This window comes from Sporosarcina ureilytica, assembly GCF_001753205.1.
In the GTDB taxonomy this organism is placed as follows: domain Bacteria; phylum Bacillota; class Bacilli; order Bacillales_A; family Planococcaceae; genus Sporosarcina; species Sporosarcina ureilytica.
In genome coordinates, this window is record NZ_CP017560.1 from 1,761,917 (window position 1) to 1,779,654 (window position 17,738).

Below are 17,738 nucleotides of genomic sequence, written 5' to 3' on the forward strand. Positions count from 1 at the left end.
TTCCGCAAAAGGCGGCGTCTGGCACCCGCTAGATACATAGTTAATCACTTTAAGGAGGTGAAATTAATTAAAATGAAAAACAAAAATGAAAAAAATGGAGGTCATAATATGATTAATAGAATGAGAAAGCAACTTAAAAACGAAAAAGGTTTAACACTTGTTGAGTTACTTGCGGTTATTGTGATTTTAGGAATTATTGCGGCGATTGCAATTCCGGCTATTGGGAATATCATTACAAATAGTAAGTATAATGCGGTAAAAGCGGATGCGATTAATGTAATCAATGCTGCTCAAATGTATTACTTGGATAATCCAGAAGGGGAAGAAGCAGCAAATCCATCGGGTTCCGAGGCTGGTGAGAATACAAAAGAGAAAATTACTGTAGAAGCGTTAGTCAAGGCGAAATACTTAGAAACCCCTGGTGCAATTCCTGGAAAGGCAACAGTAGGCATTAATACGCCACAAGCTATAACAACTACTGCAATTCCATTTGCAAAAGGCAAGTCTGTCTCATTTACAAATGCAACAATTACTATAATTAATGGTGATTCTAAAAAGGGAAGTCAAATAGATAGCACTCATACAATTGGGGAAACAACCGAGCCAGGTAACGGATAAAAAACAGACTAAATTTGGGCAATTAAACTAATCATTAGATTATGCATATACCTAGGGTTATTGGTATCTTTTAAGTTAGTAAAGGGAAGCTATTGCAATAAGACAATCGCTTTTAATTGTCTTATTGCATGAGGCTCTCGTCCAAAACTAATCTTCTCGTTTCACATAAATTTTCTAATCCACTTTATTTCATCCCCCACAATAGCGAATAAAAAAAGTTATTCCCTACTGTTAGTGATGAAATTGCAAGCCAATGAAAGGAGCACTATTTCATGTTTACCTTCAAAAAGAAAAAACGTACTGTCTCTATTGAACTGACAGACTTTTACATACGTGCCCTCAGTTTTACAGAAGGGGATTTATTAGAATCATTATTATTTGAACATCCGTTGCCCGCTGACCTTGTTGAGGAGGAGGTTGTTCAAGATGAGATGGCGTTTTATGAATTGATTAAAACGCTTGTAAAAGAGTGGAGTATTGCGAAACATGAGCTTCGCTTTTTTGTGCCGGACCATGCTATCTTGATGCGGACGATTGAGCATCCCGGGAAACTTAGTACGGAAGCGATTAAAGAGTTTGTAGAAATGGAACTCGGGTCAACGATTCATTTGCCTTTTGAGCAACCGCTCATCGATGTGTACGACCCTAACCCAAATGATCAAGCGGCTACGCTATTTGCAGCGCCTTCTGAAGATGTGGTGCAATTAATGCGCTTATATGAGGATGTTCAGTTAGAGCCTGCCATATTAGACATACGCGCGTTATGTAATATTCGATTTTTACAAGAAATTCGATTGTTTGGAAATGATAAAACGTATTTAATTGCGGAATGGTCTGTGAACGCCGTATCTGTTTGTATTTATTCAGGTGGGAATGTTGATTTTCTTCGTTACCAGCCACTGGAAACGCAAAATCGAGATTGGCGTTATTTGACGACGGAATCGGGCGAGCATACATATGTTTACGAAGGAGATATCAGAGATTATCATATGCCATTGACAGATCAGACGATGGAATTGGAGCGGATTCTCAACTTCTATCAGTTTTCTTTACATAAAGGTGAAAAAGCGGTCGATGAACTGATTATGATGGGAGATAATCCAGAAATGGATTTTATTATAGAACAAATTACGTCAATGCTAGACCTCCCAATTCAAGTTGTAAACGATGAAATGATGCGGCAACATTTTCCGGCGTTCAAGGCAGAGCATGCAGCGTTAATCGGTTTATCGCTGAGAGGAGACAGTTTGCATGGTGCCTGATATTAACTTACTGCCTAAAAGAGAACGGCAATCAGCGAGTGTGAAATGGCTATTCATCGCAATAGCTGTTATTTTTTGTGCGTTTCTACTATTCTTGCTCTATCGTTCGATCACATTATCCAGTCAATTAACAGGACTTAAGAGCGAGCAACAATCACTAGAAATAGAAAAAGAGACCTTACTGGAGAAATTAAGTGTAATCGATGACAAAGAGGCGTTCGATTTGGAGACAGCTGTGGAGTTTGTTGAGCGCGTTTCTTATCCAGTGTCGCCGCTCATCATTGAAATTAATAAAGGCTTAGACGAAGATGCGTATTTACGTGAATATGCCTTTACAGAAACCGCGGTTCAGCTCCGAGTCGATTTTGAAACGATGCCGGAAGTCGTTTCCTATGTCGATTATTTATCGAGAAGTAACTTCTTTGAAGATGTTTTTGTAAATGAAATGACCGCGTTTGACCCAGTTAACGAGGAGGACAAGTCTCAATTTAACGTTGTGGATCGGTTTGCGAATTCTTTTGAACTTCCGATTCGATTACAGTATTTACGAGCGGATGGTGATTAATAATGAAAGCATTGATAAATGAAAATAAAACGCTCATTGTTTTGCTCGTTATGTTAGCTTTTGTTGTTGCGGGCGCATTTTACTATTACGGTGTTTATCCCAAAAATGAGGAGAAAAAGCGAATGCTTCGAACGGTTGAAGCATTAGAACTTGAAATTAACCAGCTCGAACAAAATATCGAACATGCATCTGTTGTACAGGCAGCACCGGAAAATGAATTTCAGCTTAGAAAAAAACTACCGGAAAAAAGAGAGATAAGCAAATTGCTAATGTCTCTTCAAGAAATTGAACTTATTAGCGATGCAAAAATTTTGTCCATTATTTTTAATGATTACGATGCATCCGTCTCAAACTCATCGCTCATAGAGGGTGTAGACGATGAAGAGGAAGGAGCAGTGCAAGAAGACAGTGGGCAGGATGGCGAGGAAGAAGATGTTCCGCAAACAAATATTGACATTACGTCTTTGCCTGAACAATTGAAGCTTTTATCACTTCAAGTACATGTTCTTGTTCCAGGAGATGACCAACTATTGCAATTTATTCAAGAGATTGAAGCGCTGGATCGTGTGATTCGGGTGGATGATGTTCAGTTTTCTAAGGCGGGGGAGGAAGAGTTGGCGTCAGAAAACCCTGATGAAAGCATTGGCGTAACAATTCAACTCACTACATTTTATTCGGGCGTTGGAGGCGAGTAAATGGAGACACTCTATATGGTACTGTTTTTTATTTACGGCATCGTCTTCGGCTCTTTTTTTAATGTTGTAGGGCTGCGCGTTCCAAAAAAAGAATCGATTGTTTTGCCGTCTTCACAGTGCACTGTCTGTCATCGAACATTACGGGCAATCGATTTAATCCCTATCTTTTCTTATTTGTTTTTGCGTGGAAAGTGCCGAGGATGCCAAACGAAAATTAGCCCGGTTTATCCCTTAATGGAGTTTATAACAGGTATTCTTTTTGCGCTTGCATATGGGATGCTTGGGTTTAGTTTGGAACTAATTGTAGCACTGCTTTTCATTTCTTTATTAGTGATCATCACTGTATCGGATATTGCTTATATGCTAATTCCGAATAAAATCTTGTTTCCATTTGCAATCGTCCTCGTTATTTTGCGCATCATCGTCCCTTTATCGCCTTGGTGGAGCAGTATTGTTGGAGCGATTGTTGGATTCGGTGTACTTTTTGTGATTGCGTTATTGTCCAAAGGCGGGATGGGCGGCGGTGATGTGAAATTGTTTTTTGTAATAGGACTTGTACTTGGTCCGATTCAGACACTTTTAACGTTGTTTCTCGCTTCGCTAATTGGAACATTTGTCGGTTTGATTATTTTGAAGAAAACTAGGAAAGGTCGAAAAACGCCGATTCCATTTGGCCCGTCGATTGCGGTCGCAGCATTAATCGTTTATTTCTGGGGCGCACTGATTGTCGATTGGTATGGGAAGCTGTTTGTATAAGTCGAGAAGTTTTTAATAAATGCCGACAAGTGTCTTGTTTTTTTTCGATTCAATTCTGCTACTGTTAAGAAAACGGGGTGGTAGAGATGAAATTTGGAAAAAGATACTCGAATATAACAGTATTCATGGCGATGCTTCACGGTGTCATTATTGGCATTGCAGCCATTGCAGTTGTCGGGATTATTTTTGTCGGCGCGGAAGGGAAGCGGACAGTCGATAAGATTGAAAACGAAATTCCAGCGTCTGGACCTGCCGAAGATAAGGAGAATGGAACACCCGCTGATTTAAAGGGGGAATCCCTTTCGCTTTACGCAAAGCAACACGGTGCATTTACAACTTCGGCATCCGCCGCAACCTTTATCGCCGCTGATACGTCCTTATCTACGGCAGCAATTATTCATTCAAACGGACAATATTTTGTTTGGTCGGCTGTAGGCTTATCAGAAGCGGAGATTGAAGGAATTCTTGAGGCAGACACGTATAAGAAAGAGTTTTCCGTTAGTCCGGCATCTTGTGACTTAATTCATACAACAAATCTCTGGGAAGTACTCGAGGCAGACGATATAGCGAAAATAAAACAATTGACTTCGACAAATGATGACGAAAAAGCAAAGGAATTAGCTCAGCATATCGACACAATAACCGCATTTACCAACGATTTGAAAGTGATTCGCCTGCACTTACTTTCCAAATATGCGAACACAAGTGACTGTGTGAAAATTTCGTTTTAAATTGATTTTTTAAACTAATTTGCCGTTATTCGTTATTTGATACAATTTTCAAAACCTTCCTAAGTGGTTACAATAAAAAGTAGGGAGGGATAATGATGAAATTTATAGCAAATCAACCGATTATTTTAGCTTCAGAATCACCGAGGCGGAAAGAATTATTGCAGGAATTGGGGATTCCTTTTCAAGCAATGAAAAGTAATGTTATAGAAAATGTAGAATCTACCCCATCTAGTGTCCACAAGTACGTGACAGCATTAGCGATTGAAAAAACGAAAGCGATTGCGGAATATCATACAGAAAAGACGGTCATTGGGGCAGATACGATTGTTAGTTTTGATGGAAAGGTTTTTCCTAAGCCGAAAGATAAAGAACAAGCCAAACAGTTCTTACAAACGCTATCTGGACAAACCCACTTAGTTATTACAGCAGTTGCGGTTATGCATGCGGGAGAAATTCATTCCTTTTCTTCGGAGACGAAAGTTACGTTTTATGAGCTAGATGATGCTATGATAGATGCTTACATTGAAACAGGTGATTGTTCTGATAAAGCAGGTGCTTACGGGATTCAATCAGGCGGCTTATTATTTGTTAAAGCAATAAATGGAGATTATTATTCAGTTATGGGACTTCCCGTCGCACAACTTTCACGAGTACTACAAAACATCGGCGCCATCACACTTAAAGGGAGTGTGAGGGACGAATGAAACTGGATGAAAAGCCACAAATGATGATTCGGGACGTTCATCTTGCGGACAGGCCCCGAGAGCGTCTTATTAGGCAAGGTGCGAGCAGTTTATCCAATCAAGAACTAATTGCGATTTTACTAAGGACCGGTACAAAACAAGAGTCAGTCCTTGCGCTAGCCAATCGCATCCTAACCTCTTTTGATAAAATACAAGACTTCCAATATGCGACGCTAGAAGAATGTATGAAAGTGAAAGGGGTTGGACAAGCAAAGGCAGTTCAACTCTTGGCCGCTGTAGAGCTTGGTAAAAGAGTGCACCGGAAGGACTCAAGAGAGCGATATGTCATACGTTCACCAGAGGATGCTGCAAATTATTTAATGACGGATATGACGTCATTACAACAAGAACATTTTGTTGCTTTATTTTTAAATGTTAAAAATGAAGTATTACATAAAGAAACGATTTTTATTGGTTCATTAAATGCTTCGATTGTTCATCCAAGGGAGCTTTTTCGTGAAGCGGTAAAACGTTCCGCGGCTTCCATTATTTGTGCGCATAATCATCCATCAGGCAATCCCGCGCCATCGCCTGAAGATATTGAAGTGACGAAGAGATTGGTGGCAGCAGGTGATATGATGGGGATAGATGTACTAGATCATCTCGTAATAGGGGACCATCAGTTCATAAGCCTAAAAGAAAAAGGGTACATGTGACACTATCACTTTCTTCGCCAATCCGCTATAATGTGGTATATTATTTGATGAATGCCGTAATAAACGGTTGAGAAGAAAGGAAGAACTAATTTTGTTTGGATTCGGTGCAAAAGATGTTGGTATAGATTTAGGTACAGCAAATACATTGGTGTTTATTAAAGGGAAAGGCATTGTATTAAGAGAGCCTTCCGTTGTTGCAAAAAATACGCATACAGGTGAAATTGTTGCAGTAGGAAGTGCTGCAAAAAATATGATTGGTCGTACACCAGGTTCAATTATTGCGACACGTCCAATGAAAGATGGCGTAATTGCTGATTTTGAAATTACAACTGCTATGATAGAGCATTATATGAAAGAAGCGATGAAAGCATCAGGCGGTTCCTGGAAAAAGCCAAATGTGATGGTCTGTGTGCCTTATGGCATTACTTCGGTTGAGCAAAGAGCGGTCATCGATGCATCCCGTCAAGGTGGCGCAAAAGACGCGTACACGATTGAAGAACCATTTGCAGCTGCAATTGGTGCGGGGCTGCCAGTTTGGGAACCGACAGGAAGTATGGTTGTTGATATTGGTGGCGGTACAACAGAAGTCGCGGTTATTTCACTTGGCGGAATTGTTACAAGTGAGTCAATTCGTGTCGGCGGAGATACAATGGATCACGCAATTTCAGGGTATATCCGTAAAACGTATAACTTAACTATTGGTGAACGAACAGCAGAAGCGATTAAATTAGAGATTGGCTCTGCAAAAGTTGAAGAAGAAACAGAGAAAATGGAAATCCGTGGACGAGATTTATTGACAGGTCTACCGAAGACGATTGAAATTTCCTCAGACGAAATTGCAGGTGCGTTGCGTGAATCCATTACTCATATTATTGAAGGTGTGAAGAAAACATTAGAAACGACACCTCCAGAACTTTCGTCAGACGTTATGGAACGTGGTATCGTCTTAACAGGGGGCGGCGCGTTATTACGTAGCCTCGACAGAGTCATTTCTGAAGAGACCAATATGCCTGTCTTCATCGCAGAAGAACCATTAGATTCCGTGGCGATTGGAACAGGAAAAGCTTTAGATAACTTTGACATCATCAAAAAAATGCAAGCGAAATAATATAACAAAAGCGTAGGGCGTCTGCTTAGATGCGACAAGCATAAGACAAGCTGACGACGTAGCGGTTTTTGCTACATAGTCAGCTTGGCTTATGACTCGAGCATCTGAGGCCCGTAGCTGGATGTAAACAATAGCGTAGGGCGTCGTTTAGCCCCGACAGGCATAAGTCGAGCTGGCGGTGTAGCGTACGTTGTCACATAGCTAGCTTGCTTATGACCCGAGAGGCTAGGCCCGTAGCAGGATGTAGCAAAAGTTGTTCGTGGTAAAAATAAAATGATTTCTCCACAGCATACGTGTGAACGTGAAGTTTATAACATTATGATTATGTAAAAAAGTAAAGAGAATGGTTTGTGCCTCCGCCTGTTTGGGTGGGGGCTACCAAACTGTTGAAACCGGAAAGTTAAGGGAGGATAATGGCAATGCCGCGATTTTTTTCAAATAAACGATTGATTTTATTGCTTGTAGGCGTAATTGTCCTCGTTGCATTAATTTCATTCACCTTAAGAGACCGGCATAACGCTTCCCTGCCAGAAAGAATTGTAAAAGATGTTGTCGGTTTTGGACAAACGATATTCTCAAAGCCAACGCATTTTATTACTGGGGTTATTGGGAATGTCGACGGAATTTTGAATACATATGAAGAAAATAAAATATTAAAAGAGCGTCTGAATGAATACGCTTCCGTGCAAGCAGAGCTTACGGAAGTTCGAATTGAAAACAAAGAGTTGCGCGAAATTATCGGTAAACAAGAAGATTTGAATGCTTATCAGCCAATTCATGCAACAGTGATTTCCAGAAACCCAGATCAGTGGGAAGAGAAAATTATTTTAGATAAAGGCTCAAAGCATGGTGTTAAACAAAATATGGCCGTGATTACCTCGAGAGGTTTAATTGGAAAAGTTGTTGTCGTCACGGATTTTTATTCAACAGTAGAATTGCTTTCGACGGAGAATCGAAATTTCCGCGTTTCGGCAGTTATACGCAGTAAAGAAGCCGATGATCAATCCGCTTTCGGGCTCATTGAAGGGTTTGATCGTGAACGTGGCGAATTGATTATGAGGCGTATAGATACTGACTATGAAATTCAAATTGGAGAAAAAGTCATTTCTTCTGGATTGGGTGGAATTTTTCCTAAAGGTTTACCAATCGGCGAGGTGACTGAAGTGTCTACAGATGATTACGGTCTGACGAAGATGGTTTATATCCGACCTGCTGCACAGTTCTCAATGTTAGACCATGTCATTATCACGCAGCGGACGTCTGTGACAGTTGAAGGAACGGATGGCAATGGAACTGTCGGTACGGAGGGGGAGGATGGATCATGATTCGATCTGTCATCCCTTTGATGATTTCAGTTCTTTTTTTCATGGAGCCAGTTTTTAGTCTGTTTTCTCCGATAACGTACGCAAATACTTTGCTGACGCTTGTTCCACGATTTGTGATCGTTTGTCTCATTTTTATTTCAATTTATGGAAGTCGTAAACAAGCGATCATCTATGGAATTATCTTTGGGCTCTTGTATGATATCTTTTACATTGATATTATTGGGATATACGCTTTTTTATATCCACTCATTTGTTTGATAGCGTCCGGAATTATTCGCTATATCCATAGACATATTGTGACAGTTATTGGATTAACTTTATTACTTATTGCACTTTTAGAAATATTTTCATATGGATTTGCAAGTTTAATTTCCGTTACATCTATTGGATTTGAGGAGTTTTTTAAAGGAAGACTCATTCCAACAATGCTAGCTAATTCTTTATTTGTGATAATGTTTAGTTGGTTTTTTAAAAAAATCATTGAAGAGAAAATATTGCATAAATCATCTGATGTTATGTAATTTGAGGTAAAGGAAGATGCGGGGTGACAGCAATGACGAAACAGCAATATGTAGCGATTAAAGGGACGAAAGACGGCCTTGTTCTTCGACTTGACGACAAATGTGCCTATTCAGATTTGCTAGCGGAACTCCGTAGCAAAGTATCGGAAAGCGGACTAGAAGGTTTATCGGAAGTCCAGGTCGATATCGGGTACCGATATTGTAATGAAAGCGAATTGAAGGAAATTATGAACATTATTCATAGTTCACCTAATTTACGGATATCAAAAATTCAAAGTGATGTGCTAACAGTTGAAGAATGCAATGCCCGGATACTTGAAAAACAATCAGAAACATTTATTGGCATCGTTCGTTCAGGACAAGTTGTTAAAGCTGAAGGAGACTTAGTCGTTATCGGAGACGTAAACCCCAATGCGCGTGTAGTTGCAGGAGGGAGCATCTATGTTCTTGGTAGGCTAAAAGGAATTGCCCATGCGGGTGCCAATGGAAATACAGAGTCAGTTATTGCAGCGTCGTGGCTTGAAGCTACACATTTAATGATTGCGGATAAAATGGAGTTAATGACAGACGAATTAACCATTCTATCCGAACAACCAGAAATGGAATGTGCGTATATTCATACAAATGGTTTCATTACGATTGATCGCTTGCAAGAACTACGCATTATAAGACCACATTTATCATCATTTAAAGGGGGCATCTAATGTGGGAGAAGCAATTGTAATAACATCGGGTAAAGGTGGTGTCGGTAAGACGACGACAACGGCTAACCTTGGAACGGCACTTGCGCTCCAAGGAAAGAAGGTTTGTCTCGTCGATACTGATATCGGCCTCCGTAATCTTGATGTCATCCTCGGTCTCGAAAATCGAATTATTTATGATTTAGTTGATGTCATTGAAGGGCGATGTAAGATTCACCAAGCGCTCGTAAAAGATAAACGTTTTGAGGAAGGTTTATTTTTACTGCCTGCTGCACAAACGACAGATAAAAATGCAATTAACGCGGACCAAATGAAAGTATTGGTTGAAGAGTTGAAGCGAGACTATGATTATATTTTAATCGATTGTCCTGCAGGTATTGAGCAAGGGTATAAAAACGCAGTAGCAGGTGCAGACCGAGCAATCGTTGTCACAACGCCAGAAATTTCTGCTGTTCGTGATGCGGACCGCATTATCGGTTTACTAGAACAAGAAGATATTGAACCGCCGAAACTGATAATCAATCGAATTAAACGTAATTTAATAAACAATAATGATGCATTGGATGTCAATGATATCACAACGCATTTATCCATTGATTTATTAGGAATTATCATGGACGATGAACAAGTGATTAGTTCATCAAATAAGGGTGAACCAATTGTGATGGACCCATCAAATTCCGCTGCTCTTGGTTACCGGAATATTGCACGACGAATTCTTGGAGAATCCGTCCCATTAATGTCAATAGAACAAAACAGAAATGGATTTTTTAGTAAATTAAAGTCTATTTTTGTGAAATAAACAATTAGCTATCGACAAAAAGTCGTCGATTCAATATTAAACATTCGAAGCCAGGCCATAATAACCTCTACGTCTCGTAAACGTGGGGGTTTTTGTAATTCTAGTTATCTTCAACTAGAACTAGATACTATTTCTTTGTTCACCATCATATACTACAAAAAACAGGTGGTGAATCTCAGTGAAGTGGAAAACAAAATGGCTACTGGCTTTCATTCTTGTACTAGGAATTGTAGGGGTTACTAAACTAGAAGAACTGGGTATTATTCACAAACCCGTTTCACAATATGTAACGACAGGGCAAGACTTTTTGGTAATGAAAAAATGGGTTGCTTCTATGTTGGACAATCCGGAAGATGAGTTGCTGGCGGTAAATTATGAAAACTCATTATTAGGTTCGTATGAATCGTTGCAACCGTTCAAAGAAGGCGTAATCATTTCTTATCCACAGCCAATTGCGATTGAGGCACAGCGGGATGGCCTCGTCATCTTTACAGGTATTAAGCGTCAAACAGGCAAGACGATAACTGTTCTTTATGATGATGGAGATGAAGTCACATATGGCTTTGTTGGTTCATTTAGCAAGCTTCCCTATACGTCAGTTAAAAGAGGAGATACACTTGCATTAATGGAGGAAGAAGCACTTTTCTTCATGGTAAAACGAGATGGTGCTAATTTAGACGCGTCGCTATTACCAGCTTACTTATCGGGTTCGGTGGAATGAAAGTACGCCTGCATCCTATTCTAATTCCTGTCTTTTTATTTCTACTCGTTTCGGGAAATGTATCTATTTATACGTTAATCTTCGTATCCCTTTTAATTCATGAGGCGGGACATTTAGTGGCCGCTAAAATGGTTGGTCTCCGCGTCAGGTCATGCACAATTATGCCTTACGGTGGTGAACTAACCATTCCAGGACGACATGCTGTGCGTCGTCGTAAGCGTTTTTATGTCGCGCTTGGTGGTCCAGCTGCGACTTTGTTTTTACTTATACTTGCAATGGTCATCCCTTTTTCCGCAACGGATCTTTTAATTCGTATTCAACTTATTTTATTGGCTGTAAATTTATTACCTTTTTTGCCTCTAGATGGCGGACAGGCGTTAAGTGCATTCATTGAGAAAAAAGGTAAAGAATACGAGGCGAGACTGGCGATGATTGTTCATTCAATGATTTTTTATAGTATCGTCATCATTACGCTTAGCTTTTCATTGCCGCAGACAATTCCTTATATTGTGCTCGCTTCTTTTCTGTTAATCCAAAATATTTCCGCGTTTCGCTACCGAAAATATGAAAAAGCTTTATTTAACTTAAAGAAGTAAGTTGCTGATGCTCAGGTATTTTCCGTATTATACTTAAGCCACCGGCAATTTTCATAGATTTTTTAAATAACTGTTGACGAAACAATTTATCCGTGATAATATTTTAATGTTATTGTTTGTAGCGCACCCGTGCTACAACCGCTCTGAAAAGGTATAAGCGTCCGATAGGAACACCTTTTAAGGCGAGTCTTAGTAATAGAGGAGGTGCAAGTATGTACGCAATTATTGAAACTGGTGGAAAACAAATTAAAGTTGAACAAGGTCAAGAAATCTACGTTGAAAAAGTAGCTGGTGAAGCTAACGACGTTGTTACATTTGACAAAGTTCTTTTCGTAGGCGGCGACGACGTAAAAGTTGGTGCTCCTTACGTAGAAGGTGCTTCTGTTACAGCGAAAGTTGTAGAACAGGGCCGTGGTAAAAAAATTACGATTTTCACTTATAAGCCAAAAAATAATGATGCCAAGAAAAAAGGTCATCGTCAGCCATACACTAAAGTTGTAATCGAAGGCATTAACGCATAATCGACTATGATTAAAGTGAAGATTGAAAAAGGGCAATCAGACCGCATTAAATCATTCGAAATGTCTGGACATGCTCATTTCGCTGAACATGGAAAAGACTTAGTGTGTGCCGGCGCATCTGCCGTGTCATTTGGTGCCCTAAATGCCGTTATTGCATTAACAGGGAATACACCTACGATTGACCAAGGCGCAGATGGCGGTTACTTAAAAGTTATTTTTTCTGAAGATGAAATCGAGAATGACGACATTCAATTGATTATAAAAGCGATGATTGTTTCTTTGCAGACGATTGAACAAGACTACGGGCAACATATAAAAATCATCTTCAAGAAGTAGGAGGTGGCACACATGCTACGTTTAGATCTCCAGTTTTTCGCATCGAAAAAAGGAGCGGGTTCTACAAAGAACGGTCGTGACTCTGAAGCGAAACGTCTAGGCGCAAAACGCGCTGATGGACAATTCGTAACAGGTGGTTCGATTCTTTACCGTCAACGCGGAACAAAAATTCACCCAGGTGAAAACGTTGGTCGCGGAAGCGACGATACACTATTCGCAAAAATCGATGGTATCGTACGTTTCGAACGTCTAGGACGCTCAAAAACAAAAGTAAGCGTTTATGCTGAAGCACAAGAAGCATAAATCTTCATAATAAAGACTGCATGATACACTCATGCAGTCTTTTTATTGTTGTTTATTTTGGACCAATGAGAGGCATTTAAACACGCTAGAGAGGAATTTAAACCAAAGCGCGGTATTCGAGTCTTCAAGAGTGTAGTTCACCTATAAAACATTCCAGAGGTTGAATGGAATTTAATTGCGTTGACTGGGCGTGCACGGACTCAAAAATAAAATGAACTTATGTATTGGAGCATTTAATTTTACGTAAAAAGGAAAAGTAATGCTATACTTATATTTACAACTAGAGAGATGGAGTGAGGGATTATGAAGGAAGAGCAGCTAACCTTAGCGCAGGCGTTGAAGTTCACGCGTCATGACTTTTTAAACGACCTCCAAATCATACTAATGAATATCGATTTAGGGAATACTGAGCGAGCAAAGAAAACAATTTTAGCGACTACCAATAAAATGAAGCAACATTCATTGTTATCCTCGTTAAGTTTACCGAGAACAGAAATATGGTTGGCAACTTTCGAGTGGATACATACTTCTTTTGATAAATTGTTAACATGTCATGTAAAAGCTCCTATTTCAAATGTGAGCGATGACGACCTCGTTTCATCTTTACAAAAATTGATTAAACAAGTTGAAAATGTGTTAGATCCTCTTTCGGAGTATGAAGCTCATTTTGATATTTTATCAGTCAAAGAAGAATGGGCAATTATAATGTCAGTGACAGGCAAATTACCAAAACTAGAAGCTAAGTCGAGAAAAGAAAAGACTTTTACAATTGAAGAGAAATTTGCAGAGAATTTATGGACGTTCACAATACGTGGACGATAGGAGGAACTTATTATGTTTGTTGATCACGTAAAAATATATGTAAAAGGCGGTGACGGCGGCGACGGTATGGTCGCATTCCGTAGAGAAAAATATATACCGTACGGGGGACCTGCCGGCGGAGATGGTGGAAAGGGTGCTGACGTTGTATTTGAAGTAGACGAAGGTCTCAGAACGTTAATGGATTTTCGTTATCAGCGCCATTTTAAAGCGCCTCGAGGAGAACACGGCATGAGTAAAAATAAACACGGTAAAAATGCCGAGGATATGATTGTCAAAGTGCCACCTGGAACTGTCGTAACAGAAGGGGAGAATGGGCCGGTTGTTGCAGACTTAGTGGAACACGGACAAAGAGCCGTTATCGCACGTGGTGGTCGGGGAGGACGTGGGAATAGTCGATTTGCTACGTCTCAAAATCCAGCACCTGAGTTATCTGAAAAAGGAGAGCCAGGCGTTGAGCGAGATATCGTGCTCGAATTAAAAGTATTGGCAGACGTTGGCCTTGTTGGATTCCCGAGTGTGGGAAAGTCAACCCTCCTATCAGTCGTATCCGCAGCAAAACCAAAAATTGGCGATTACCATTTTACAACACTCGTTCCAAATCTCGGCATGGTCGAAACGAGTGATGGAAGAAGTTTTGTGTTAGCAGATTTACCAGGTTTAATCGAAGGGGCGCATGAAGGGGTAGGTCTTGGTCATCAATTTCTACGTCATATTGAACGAACGCGTGTCATTATCCATGTGATTGATATGTCCGGCATGGAAGGTCGCGATCCTTTTGAAGATTATGAAACGATTCATGAAGAATTGAAGCAATATAATTTACGATTAACGGAACGTCCACAAATTATTGTGGCGAATAAAATGGATATGCCGGATGCGGAAGAAAATTTACAAGCATTCAAAGAAAAGTTAGATGACGATGCGCTTATTTTCCCAATCTCTGCAATTACACGTCAAGGATTGGATGATTTATTGTTTGCAACAGCTGATTTACTAGAAGTAACGCCTGAATTCTCATTGGCCGATGTAGAAGATGAAACTGAGAATACAGTGTTGTATAAACATGAAATGGAAGAGTCGGATTTTGAAATTTCACGAGACGACGACGGAGCATATGTCCTTTCCGGCTATACAATTGAGCGTTTATTCAAAATGACGGACTTTAACTTTGACCAATCTGTCCGTAAGTTTGCAAGACAAATGCGCGGTATGGGTGTTGACGATGCACTTCGCGAACGCGGCGCACAAAATGGCGACATTGTACGGATTCTAAATTTTGAATTTGAGTTTATAGAATAAAATGACTTGAATGTTGGAGTGATGTTATGAAGCGATTAGGAGAGGGGCGTTTTTATCTAGTAAGAGAAGATGTCTTGACAGAATCCATGCTTAAAACGATTGAAGTAAAGAAGTTATTGGCATCAGGTGAAGCATCTACCATTCAAGAAGCAACGAAAAACATTGGGTTATCCCGAAGTGCTTTTTATAAATACCGTGATACTGTATTTCCGTTTGAATCTGTTGCACGGGAGAGAATCTTGACGATCTTTATCCAATTGGAAGATCGAAAAGGTTCTCTTGCAACACTTTTAAGCATTGTGTCAGAAGCCAAGTGTAATGTGTTGACGATACACCAAACAATCCCTGTTCAAGGGCGGGCAAACGTTACATTATCATTAGATGTCACTGCGATGGCCATAAAAATGGACAGTTTTATACAACGATTGAAATCACCTGATTTCGTGGAATCAGCTTCCGTCATTAGTTCGGGAGCTTTGTAAAGGGGAGGAAATAAGATTGAGTGATCATGATTATACACCGATAATTGCGTATCTTGGGCCAGAAGCATCCTTTACGCACGTCGCTGCAAATGAATTATTTGGTTCAGATGGTTTATCTGCAAAACCTACGATACCTGACTGTGTGGAGGCTGTTAGTTCTGGACGGGCTACTTATGCAGTCGTCCCGCTTGAAAATGCATTGGAAGGGTCAGTGCCGCTTACGATTGACTATATGTTTAATGAACGTGACTTGTTTATTAATGCGGAGTTATCGATTCCAATACAACAACATTTAATGGTCAATCAAGCACAAGCGGATGCTTTGGATTCAATAGAGTCCGTCCATTCGCATCCTCATGCGCTCGCTCAGTGTCATAAATATTTATTATATCAATATCGAGGGGTTCCATTAATTCAATCGACCTCGACTGCGGCAGCAGCAAAGTATGTATCTGAAAACCCAGATAAAAAGATTGCAGCTATCGGGAATCGACTAGCGTGTGAGAAATATAATTTACATATGGCAGAAGAAAATATTCATGATTTTCATTTTAATCACACGCGGTTTGTTGTATTGTCCCAACGAAACGGAAAACTAGAGAAGCGTGGGCATACGGAAATGCCAAAAACGACTTTGATGGTTAAGTTACCGAAAGATGATCGACCAGGTGTCCTTCACCAAGTGTTATCCGTCTTTTCATGGCGAAAATTAAACCTAACTAAAATTGAATCTCGTCCTTTAAAAACAGGGTTAGGAAATTATTTCTTTATCATCGATGTTTTGGAAGACGAAGAGGCTCCATTAATGAAAGGAGCGATGGAAGAATTAAAAGCACTAGATTGTTCCGTCCGTTCTTTTGGTACATATTATTCATATGAACAGCAACCGATACGTCCAAAATAAGGATGTATCGGTTTTTGCATAATGATAATTCCCTCGCATATAAATGGTGACAAGGGATATCCGTTTGAAAAAAAGGGTAACACAGGCGGATGTCTAGTCATACGATGGATTGATGGAAGGGGGAAGTTTTGTAGTGGATGTCCATATTGTTCAAAGAGGCGATACACTCTGGAAAATCGCTAGGCAGCACGGAATTTCATTCGAGGAATTGAAACGGGTGAACGCACATCTGGCCAATCCAGATTATATAGTTCCGGGAATGAAAATTTTTCTACCTAATAAAGTACAAGGGAAGGGAGAAGTTAACAAACCGAGTACAAGTGGGGGTAAGTTGAATAAGGTAGAGAAAGTCGAAAGTGTTAAAAAAGTAGAAAAAGTGCCGGTGAAACCACCTGTTTCTTTGCCGCAAGCACATCAAGTGCCCAGAGAACCTGTTCCAATACCGGTTACACCGAAAGCACCCAAATTGACCTCAAAGCCCGTAGAGGAATCAAAGGCTGCACCGCTGAAAGCTACAAAGCCGATAGTAGAGCAGGCAAAACCAACACCAACACCAACACCGGCTCCAGCGCCAACTCCGCCGCCTGCACAAGCGCCAATGCAGCCGACGTTTCCAATGCAACCTTATCCATATACTCTAATTGGAATCCCATGTGGATGGCTTCCGATTTATGATGCGGATTGTTATCCACATGTTCATCCTGGTCAAATGCATCCGATGCCACCGCCACAACCGCCAATGACACAATTACCAGTACAGGAGTCAACACATTTTCGTCCATCCGCACGGCCAAGTGTTCCGGAGAAGGGGATGGAGATGGAGTCCCCAATGATTGGAAAAGAAACATTTCCAGGATTTATATCACCACCAGCGCCACCGGTATTACATTTTCCATCGCCAGGACCAGAGTTAATGCCGTCAATAGAATCGCCAACTCATCAGATGCCTAAGGCGAAACCTGAAGTAAAACCTGAAGTGAAACCTGAAGCAAGACCAAAGCCAGCACCGACACCAGCGCCGCGACCACTACCGCCAGCTACTGAAATGCCAATGCAGCCAGTGCCGGTTCCAGATTGGTCGTATCCTCAAAGTATGTATCCGGTTCATGCGGGACAGTCGTCTCCATGCGGCTGTAGTCAATTTGCACCGATGCCTTTACCAGTGCAACAACATCCTTTTTGTAATGCTTGCAATCAACCGATAGGGCCGCATCCGATGCAACCGATGCCATATCCAATTCCAAATTACTGGCATGGAATGTATTAAGCGT

At 40.5% G+C, this 17,738-nt stretch carries 23 protein-coding genes and 1 other annotated feature; all 23 genes read left to right on the top strand.

Annotated elements, in window-relative coordinates; genetic code table 11:
- Positions 1-108 precede the first annotated feature (108 nt).
- The 23 genes from BI350_RS08670 to BI350_RS08780 all read left to right on the top strand — a co-directional run bounded on the left by BI350_RS08670 (position 109) and on the right by BI350_RS08780 (position 17,734).
- Positions 109-618, top strand: coding sequence for a prepilin-type N-terminal cleavage/methylation domain-containing protein (locus BI350_RS08670; protein WP_155767504.1), 510 nt, complete (start codon positions 109-111; stop codon positions 616-618).
- A 272-nt stretch (positions 619-890) separates the two neighbouring features.
- Positions 891-1,880 carry a type IV pilus biogenesis protein PilM gene (gene pilM / locus BI350_RS08675; protein ID WP_075527732.1) on the top strand — a complete coding sequence of 330 codons (990 nt, stop codon included), beginning with the start codon at positions 891-893 and terminating at the stop codon, positions 1,878-1,880.
- Positions 1,870-2,445, top strand: coding sequence for a PilN domain-containing protein (locus BI350_RS08680; protein WP_075527733.1), 576 nt, complete (start codon positions 1,870-1,872; stop codon positions 2,443-2,445). Before pilM ends, BI350_RS08680 begins: the two co-directional genes overlap by 11 nt.
- Before the next feature lie 2 nt (positions 2,446-2,447).
- Positions 2,448-3,140: a hypothetical protein gene (locus BI350_RS08685; protein ID WP_075527734.1), complete on the top strand. Its 693-nt coding sequence runs from the start codon at positions 2,448-2,450 to the stop codon at positions 3,138-3,140.
- The gene (locus BI350_RS08690; RefSeq protein WP_075527735.1) at positions 3,141-3,896 is read left to right on the top strand and encodes a prepilin peptidase; all 756 of its coding nucleotides are present in this window, start codon (positions 3,141-3,143) and stop codon (positions 3,894-3,896) included.
- A gap of 86 nt (positions 3,897-3,982) precedes the next feature.
- Entirely contained in the window at positions 3,983-4,627 is a 645-nt protein-coding gene (locus BI350_RS08695; RefSeq protein WP_075527736.1) for a hypothetical protein, read from the top strand.
- 95 nt (positions 4,628-4,722) lie between these two features.
- The gene (locus tag BI350_RS08700) at positions 4,723-5,331 is read left to right on the top strand and encodes a Maf family nucleotide pyrophosphatase (RefSeq protein WP_155767575.1); all 609 of its coding nucleotides are present in this window, start codon (positions 4,723-4,725) and stop codon (positions 5,329-5,331) included.
- Positions 5,328-6,026: a RadC family protein gene (gene radC, locus BI350_RS08705; RefSeq protein WP_075527738.1), complete on the top strand. Its 699-nt coding sequence runs from the start codon at positions 5,328-5,330 to the stop codon at positions 6,024-6,026. The genes BI350_RS08700 and radC overlap by 4 nt, the downstream gene beginning before the upstream one ends.
- Positions 6,027-6,117: 91 nt before the next feature.
- On the top strand, positions 6,118-7,134 hold the full coding sequence (locus tag BI350_RS08710; protein ID WP_075527739.1) for a rod shape-determining protein: 1,017 nt from the start codon (positions 6,118-6,120) through the stop codon (positions 7,132-7,134).
- A 419-nt stretch (positions 7,135-7,553) separates the two neighbouring features.
- On the top strand, positions 7,554-8,459 hold the full coding sequence (gene mreC, locus BI350_RS08715) for a rod shape-determining protein MreC (protein WP_075527740.1): 906 nt from the start codon (positions 7,554-7,556) through the stop codon (positions 8,457-8,459).
- Positions 8,456-8,980, top strand: a complete 525-nt coding sequence (gene mreD, locus BI350_RS08720) for a rod shape-determining protein MreD (RefSeq protein WP_075527741.1) — start codon at positions 8,456-8,458, stop codon at positions 8,978-8,980. Before mreC ends, mreD begins: the two co-directional genes overlap by 4 nt.
- 32 nt (positions 8,981-9,012) lie before the next feature.
- Positions 9,013-9,684 carry a septum site-determining protein MinC gene (gene minC, locus BI350_RS08725; RefSeq protein WP_075529316.1) on the top strand — a complete coding sequence of 224 codons (672 nt, stop codon included), beginning with the start codon at positions 9,013-9,015 and terminating at the stop codon, positions 9,682-9,684.
- A gap of 1 nt (position 9,685) precedes the next feature.
- The gene (gene minD, locus BI350_RS08730; RefSeq protein WP_075527742.1) at positions 9,686-10,483 is read left to right on the top strand and encodes a septum site-determining protein MinD; all 798 of its coding nucleotides are present in this window, start codon (positions 9,686-9,688) and stop codon (positions 10,481-10,483) included.
- 178 nt (positions 10,484-10,661) lie between these two features.
- Entirely contained in the window at positions 10,662-11,204 is a 543-nt protein-coding gene (locus BI350_RS08735) for a peptidoglycan DD-metalloendopeptidase family protein (RefSeq protein WP_075527743.1), read from the top strand.
- Complete coding sequence (locus BI350_RS08740; RefSeq protein ID WP_075527744.1) at positions 11,201-11,800, top strand: M50 family metallopeptidase; 600 nt, start codon at positions 11,201-11,203, stop codon at positions 11,798-11,800. The genes BI350_RS08735 and BI350_RS08740 overlap by 4 nt, the downstream gene beginning before the upstream one ends.
- A gap of 126 nt (positions 11,801-11,926) precedes the next feature.
- Positions 11,927-12,000 (top strand) — a sequence feature (ribosomal protein L21 leader region).
- Between the two features lie 12 nt (positions 12,001-12,012).
- The gene (rplU, locus tag BI350_RS08745) at positions 12,013-12,321 is read left to right on the top strand and encodes a 50S ribosomal protein L21 (RefSeq protein ID WP_075527745.1); all 309 of its coding nucleotides are present in this window, start codon (positions 12,013-12,015) and stop codon (positions 12,319-12,321) included.
- A 6-nt stretch (positions 12,322-12,327) separates the two neighbouring features.
- Positions 12,328-12,657 (top strand): ribosomal-processing cysteine protease Prp, encoded by a 330-nt coding sequence (locus tag BI350_RS08750; RefSeq protein WP_075527746.1) that lies wholly within the window; start codon positions 12,328-12,330, stop codon positions 12,655-12,657.
- Between the two features lie 12 nt (positions 12,658-12,669).
- Positions 12,670-12,960, top strand: a complete 291-nt coding sequence (rpmA, locus tag BI350_RS08755) for a 50S ribosomal protein L27 (RefSeq protein ID WP_075527747.1) — start codon at positions 12,670-12,672, stop codon at positions 12,958-12,960.
- A 303-nt stretch (positions 12,961-13,263) separates the two neighbouring features.
- On the top strand, positions 13,264-13,782 hold the full coding sequence (locus tag BI350_RS08760) for a Spo0B domain-containing protein (protein WP_075527748.1): 519 nt from the start codon (positions 13,264-13,266) through the stop codon (positions 13,780-13,782).
- 12 nt (positions 13,783-13,794) lie between these two features.
- Positions 13,795-15,081 carry a GTPase ObgE gene (obgE, locus tag BI350_RS08765; RefSeq protein ID WP_075527749.1) on the top strand — a complete coding sequence of 429 codons (1,287 nt, stop codon included), beginning with the start codon at positions 13,795-13,797 and terminating at the stop codon, positions 15,079-15,081.
- 26 nt (positions 15,082-15,107) lie between these two features.
- Entirely contained in the window at positions 15,108-15,563 is a 456-nt protein-coding gene (locus BI350_RS08770; RefSeq protein WP_075527750.1) for an ACT domain-containing protein, read from the top strand.
- A 16-nt stretch (positions 15,564-15,579) separates the two neighbouring features.
- The gene (gene pheA, locus BI350_RS08775; RefSeq protein WP_075527751.1) at positions 15,580-16,467 is read left to right on the top strand and encodes a prephenate dehydratase; all 888 of its coding nucleotides are present in this window, start codon (positions 15,580-15,582) and stop codon (positions 16,465-16,467) included.
- A gap of 133 nt (positions 16,468-16,600) precedes the next feature.
- Positions 16,601-17,734: a LysM peptidoglycan-binding domain-containing protein gene (locus BI350_RS08780; RefSeq protein ID WP_075527752.1), complete on the top strand. Its 1,134-nt coding sequence runs from the start codon at positions 16,601-16,603 to the stop codon at positions 17,732-17,734.
- Positions 17,735-17,738: the final 4 nt, after the last annotated feature.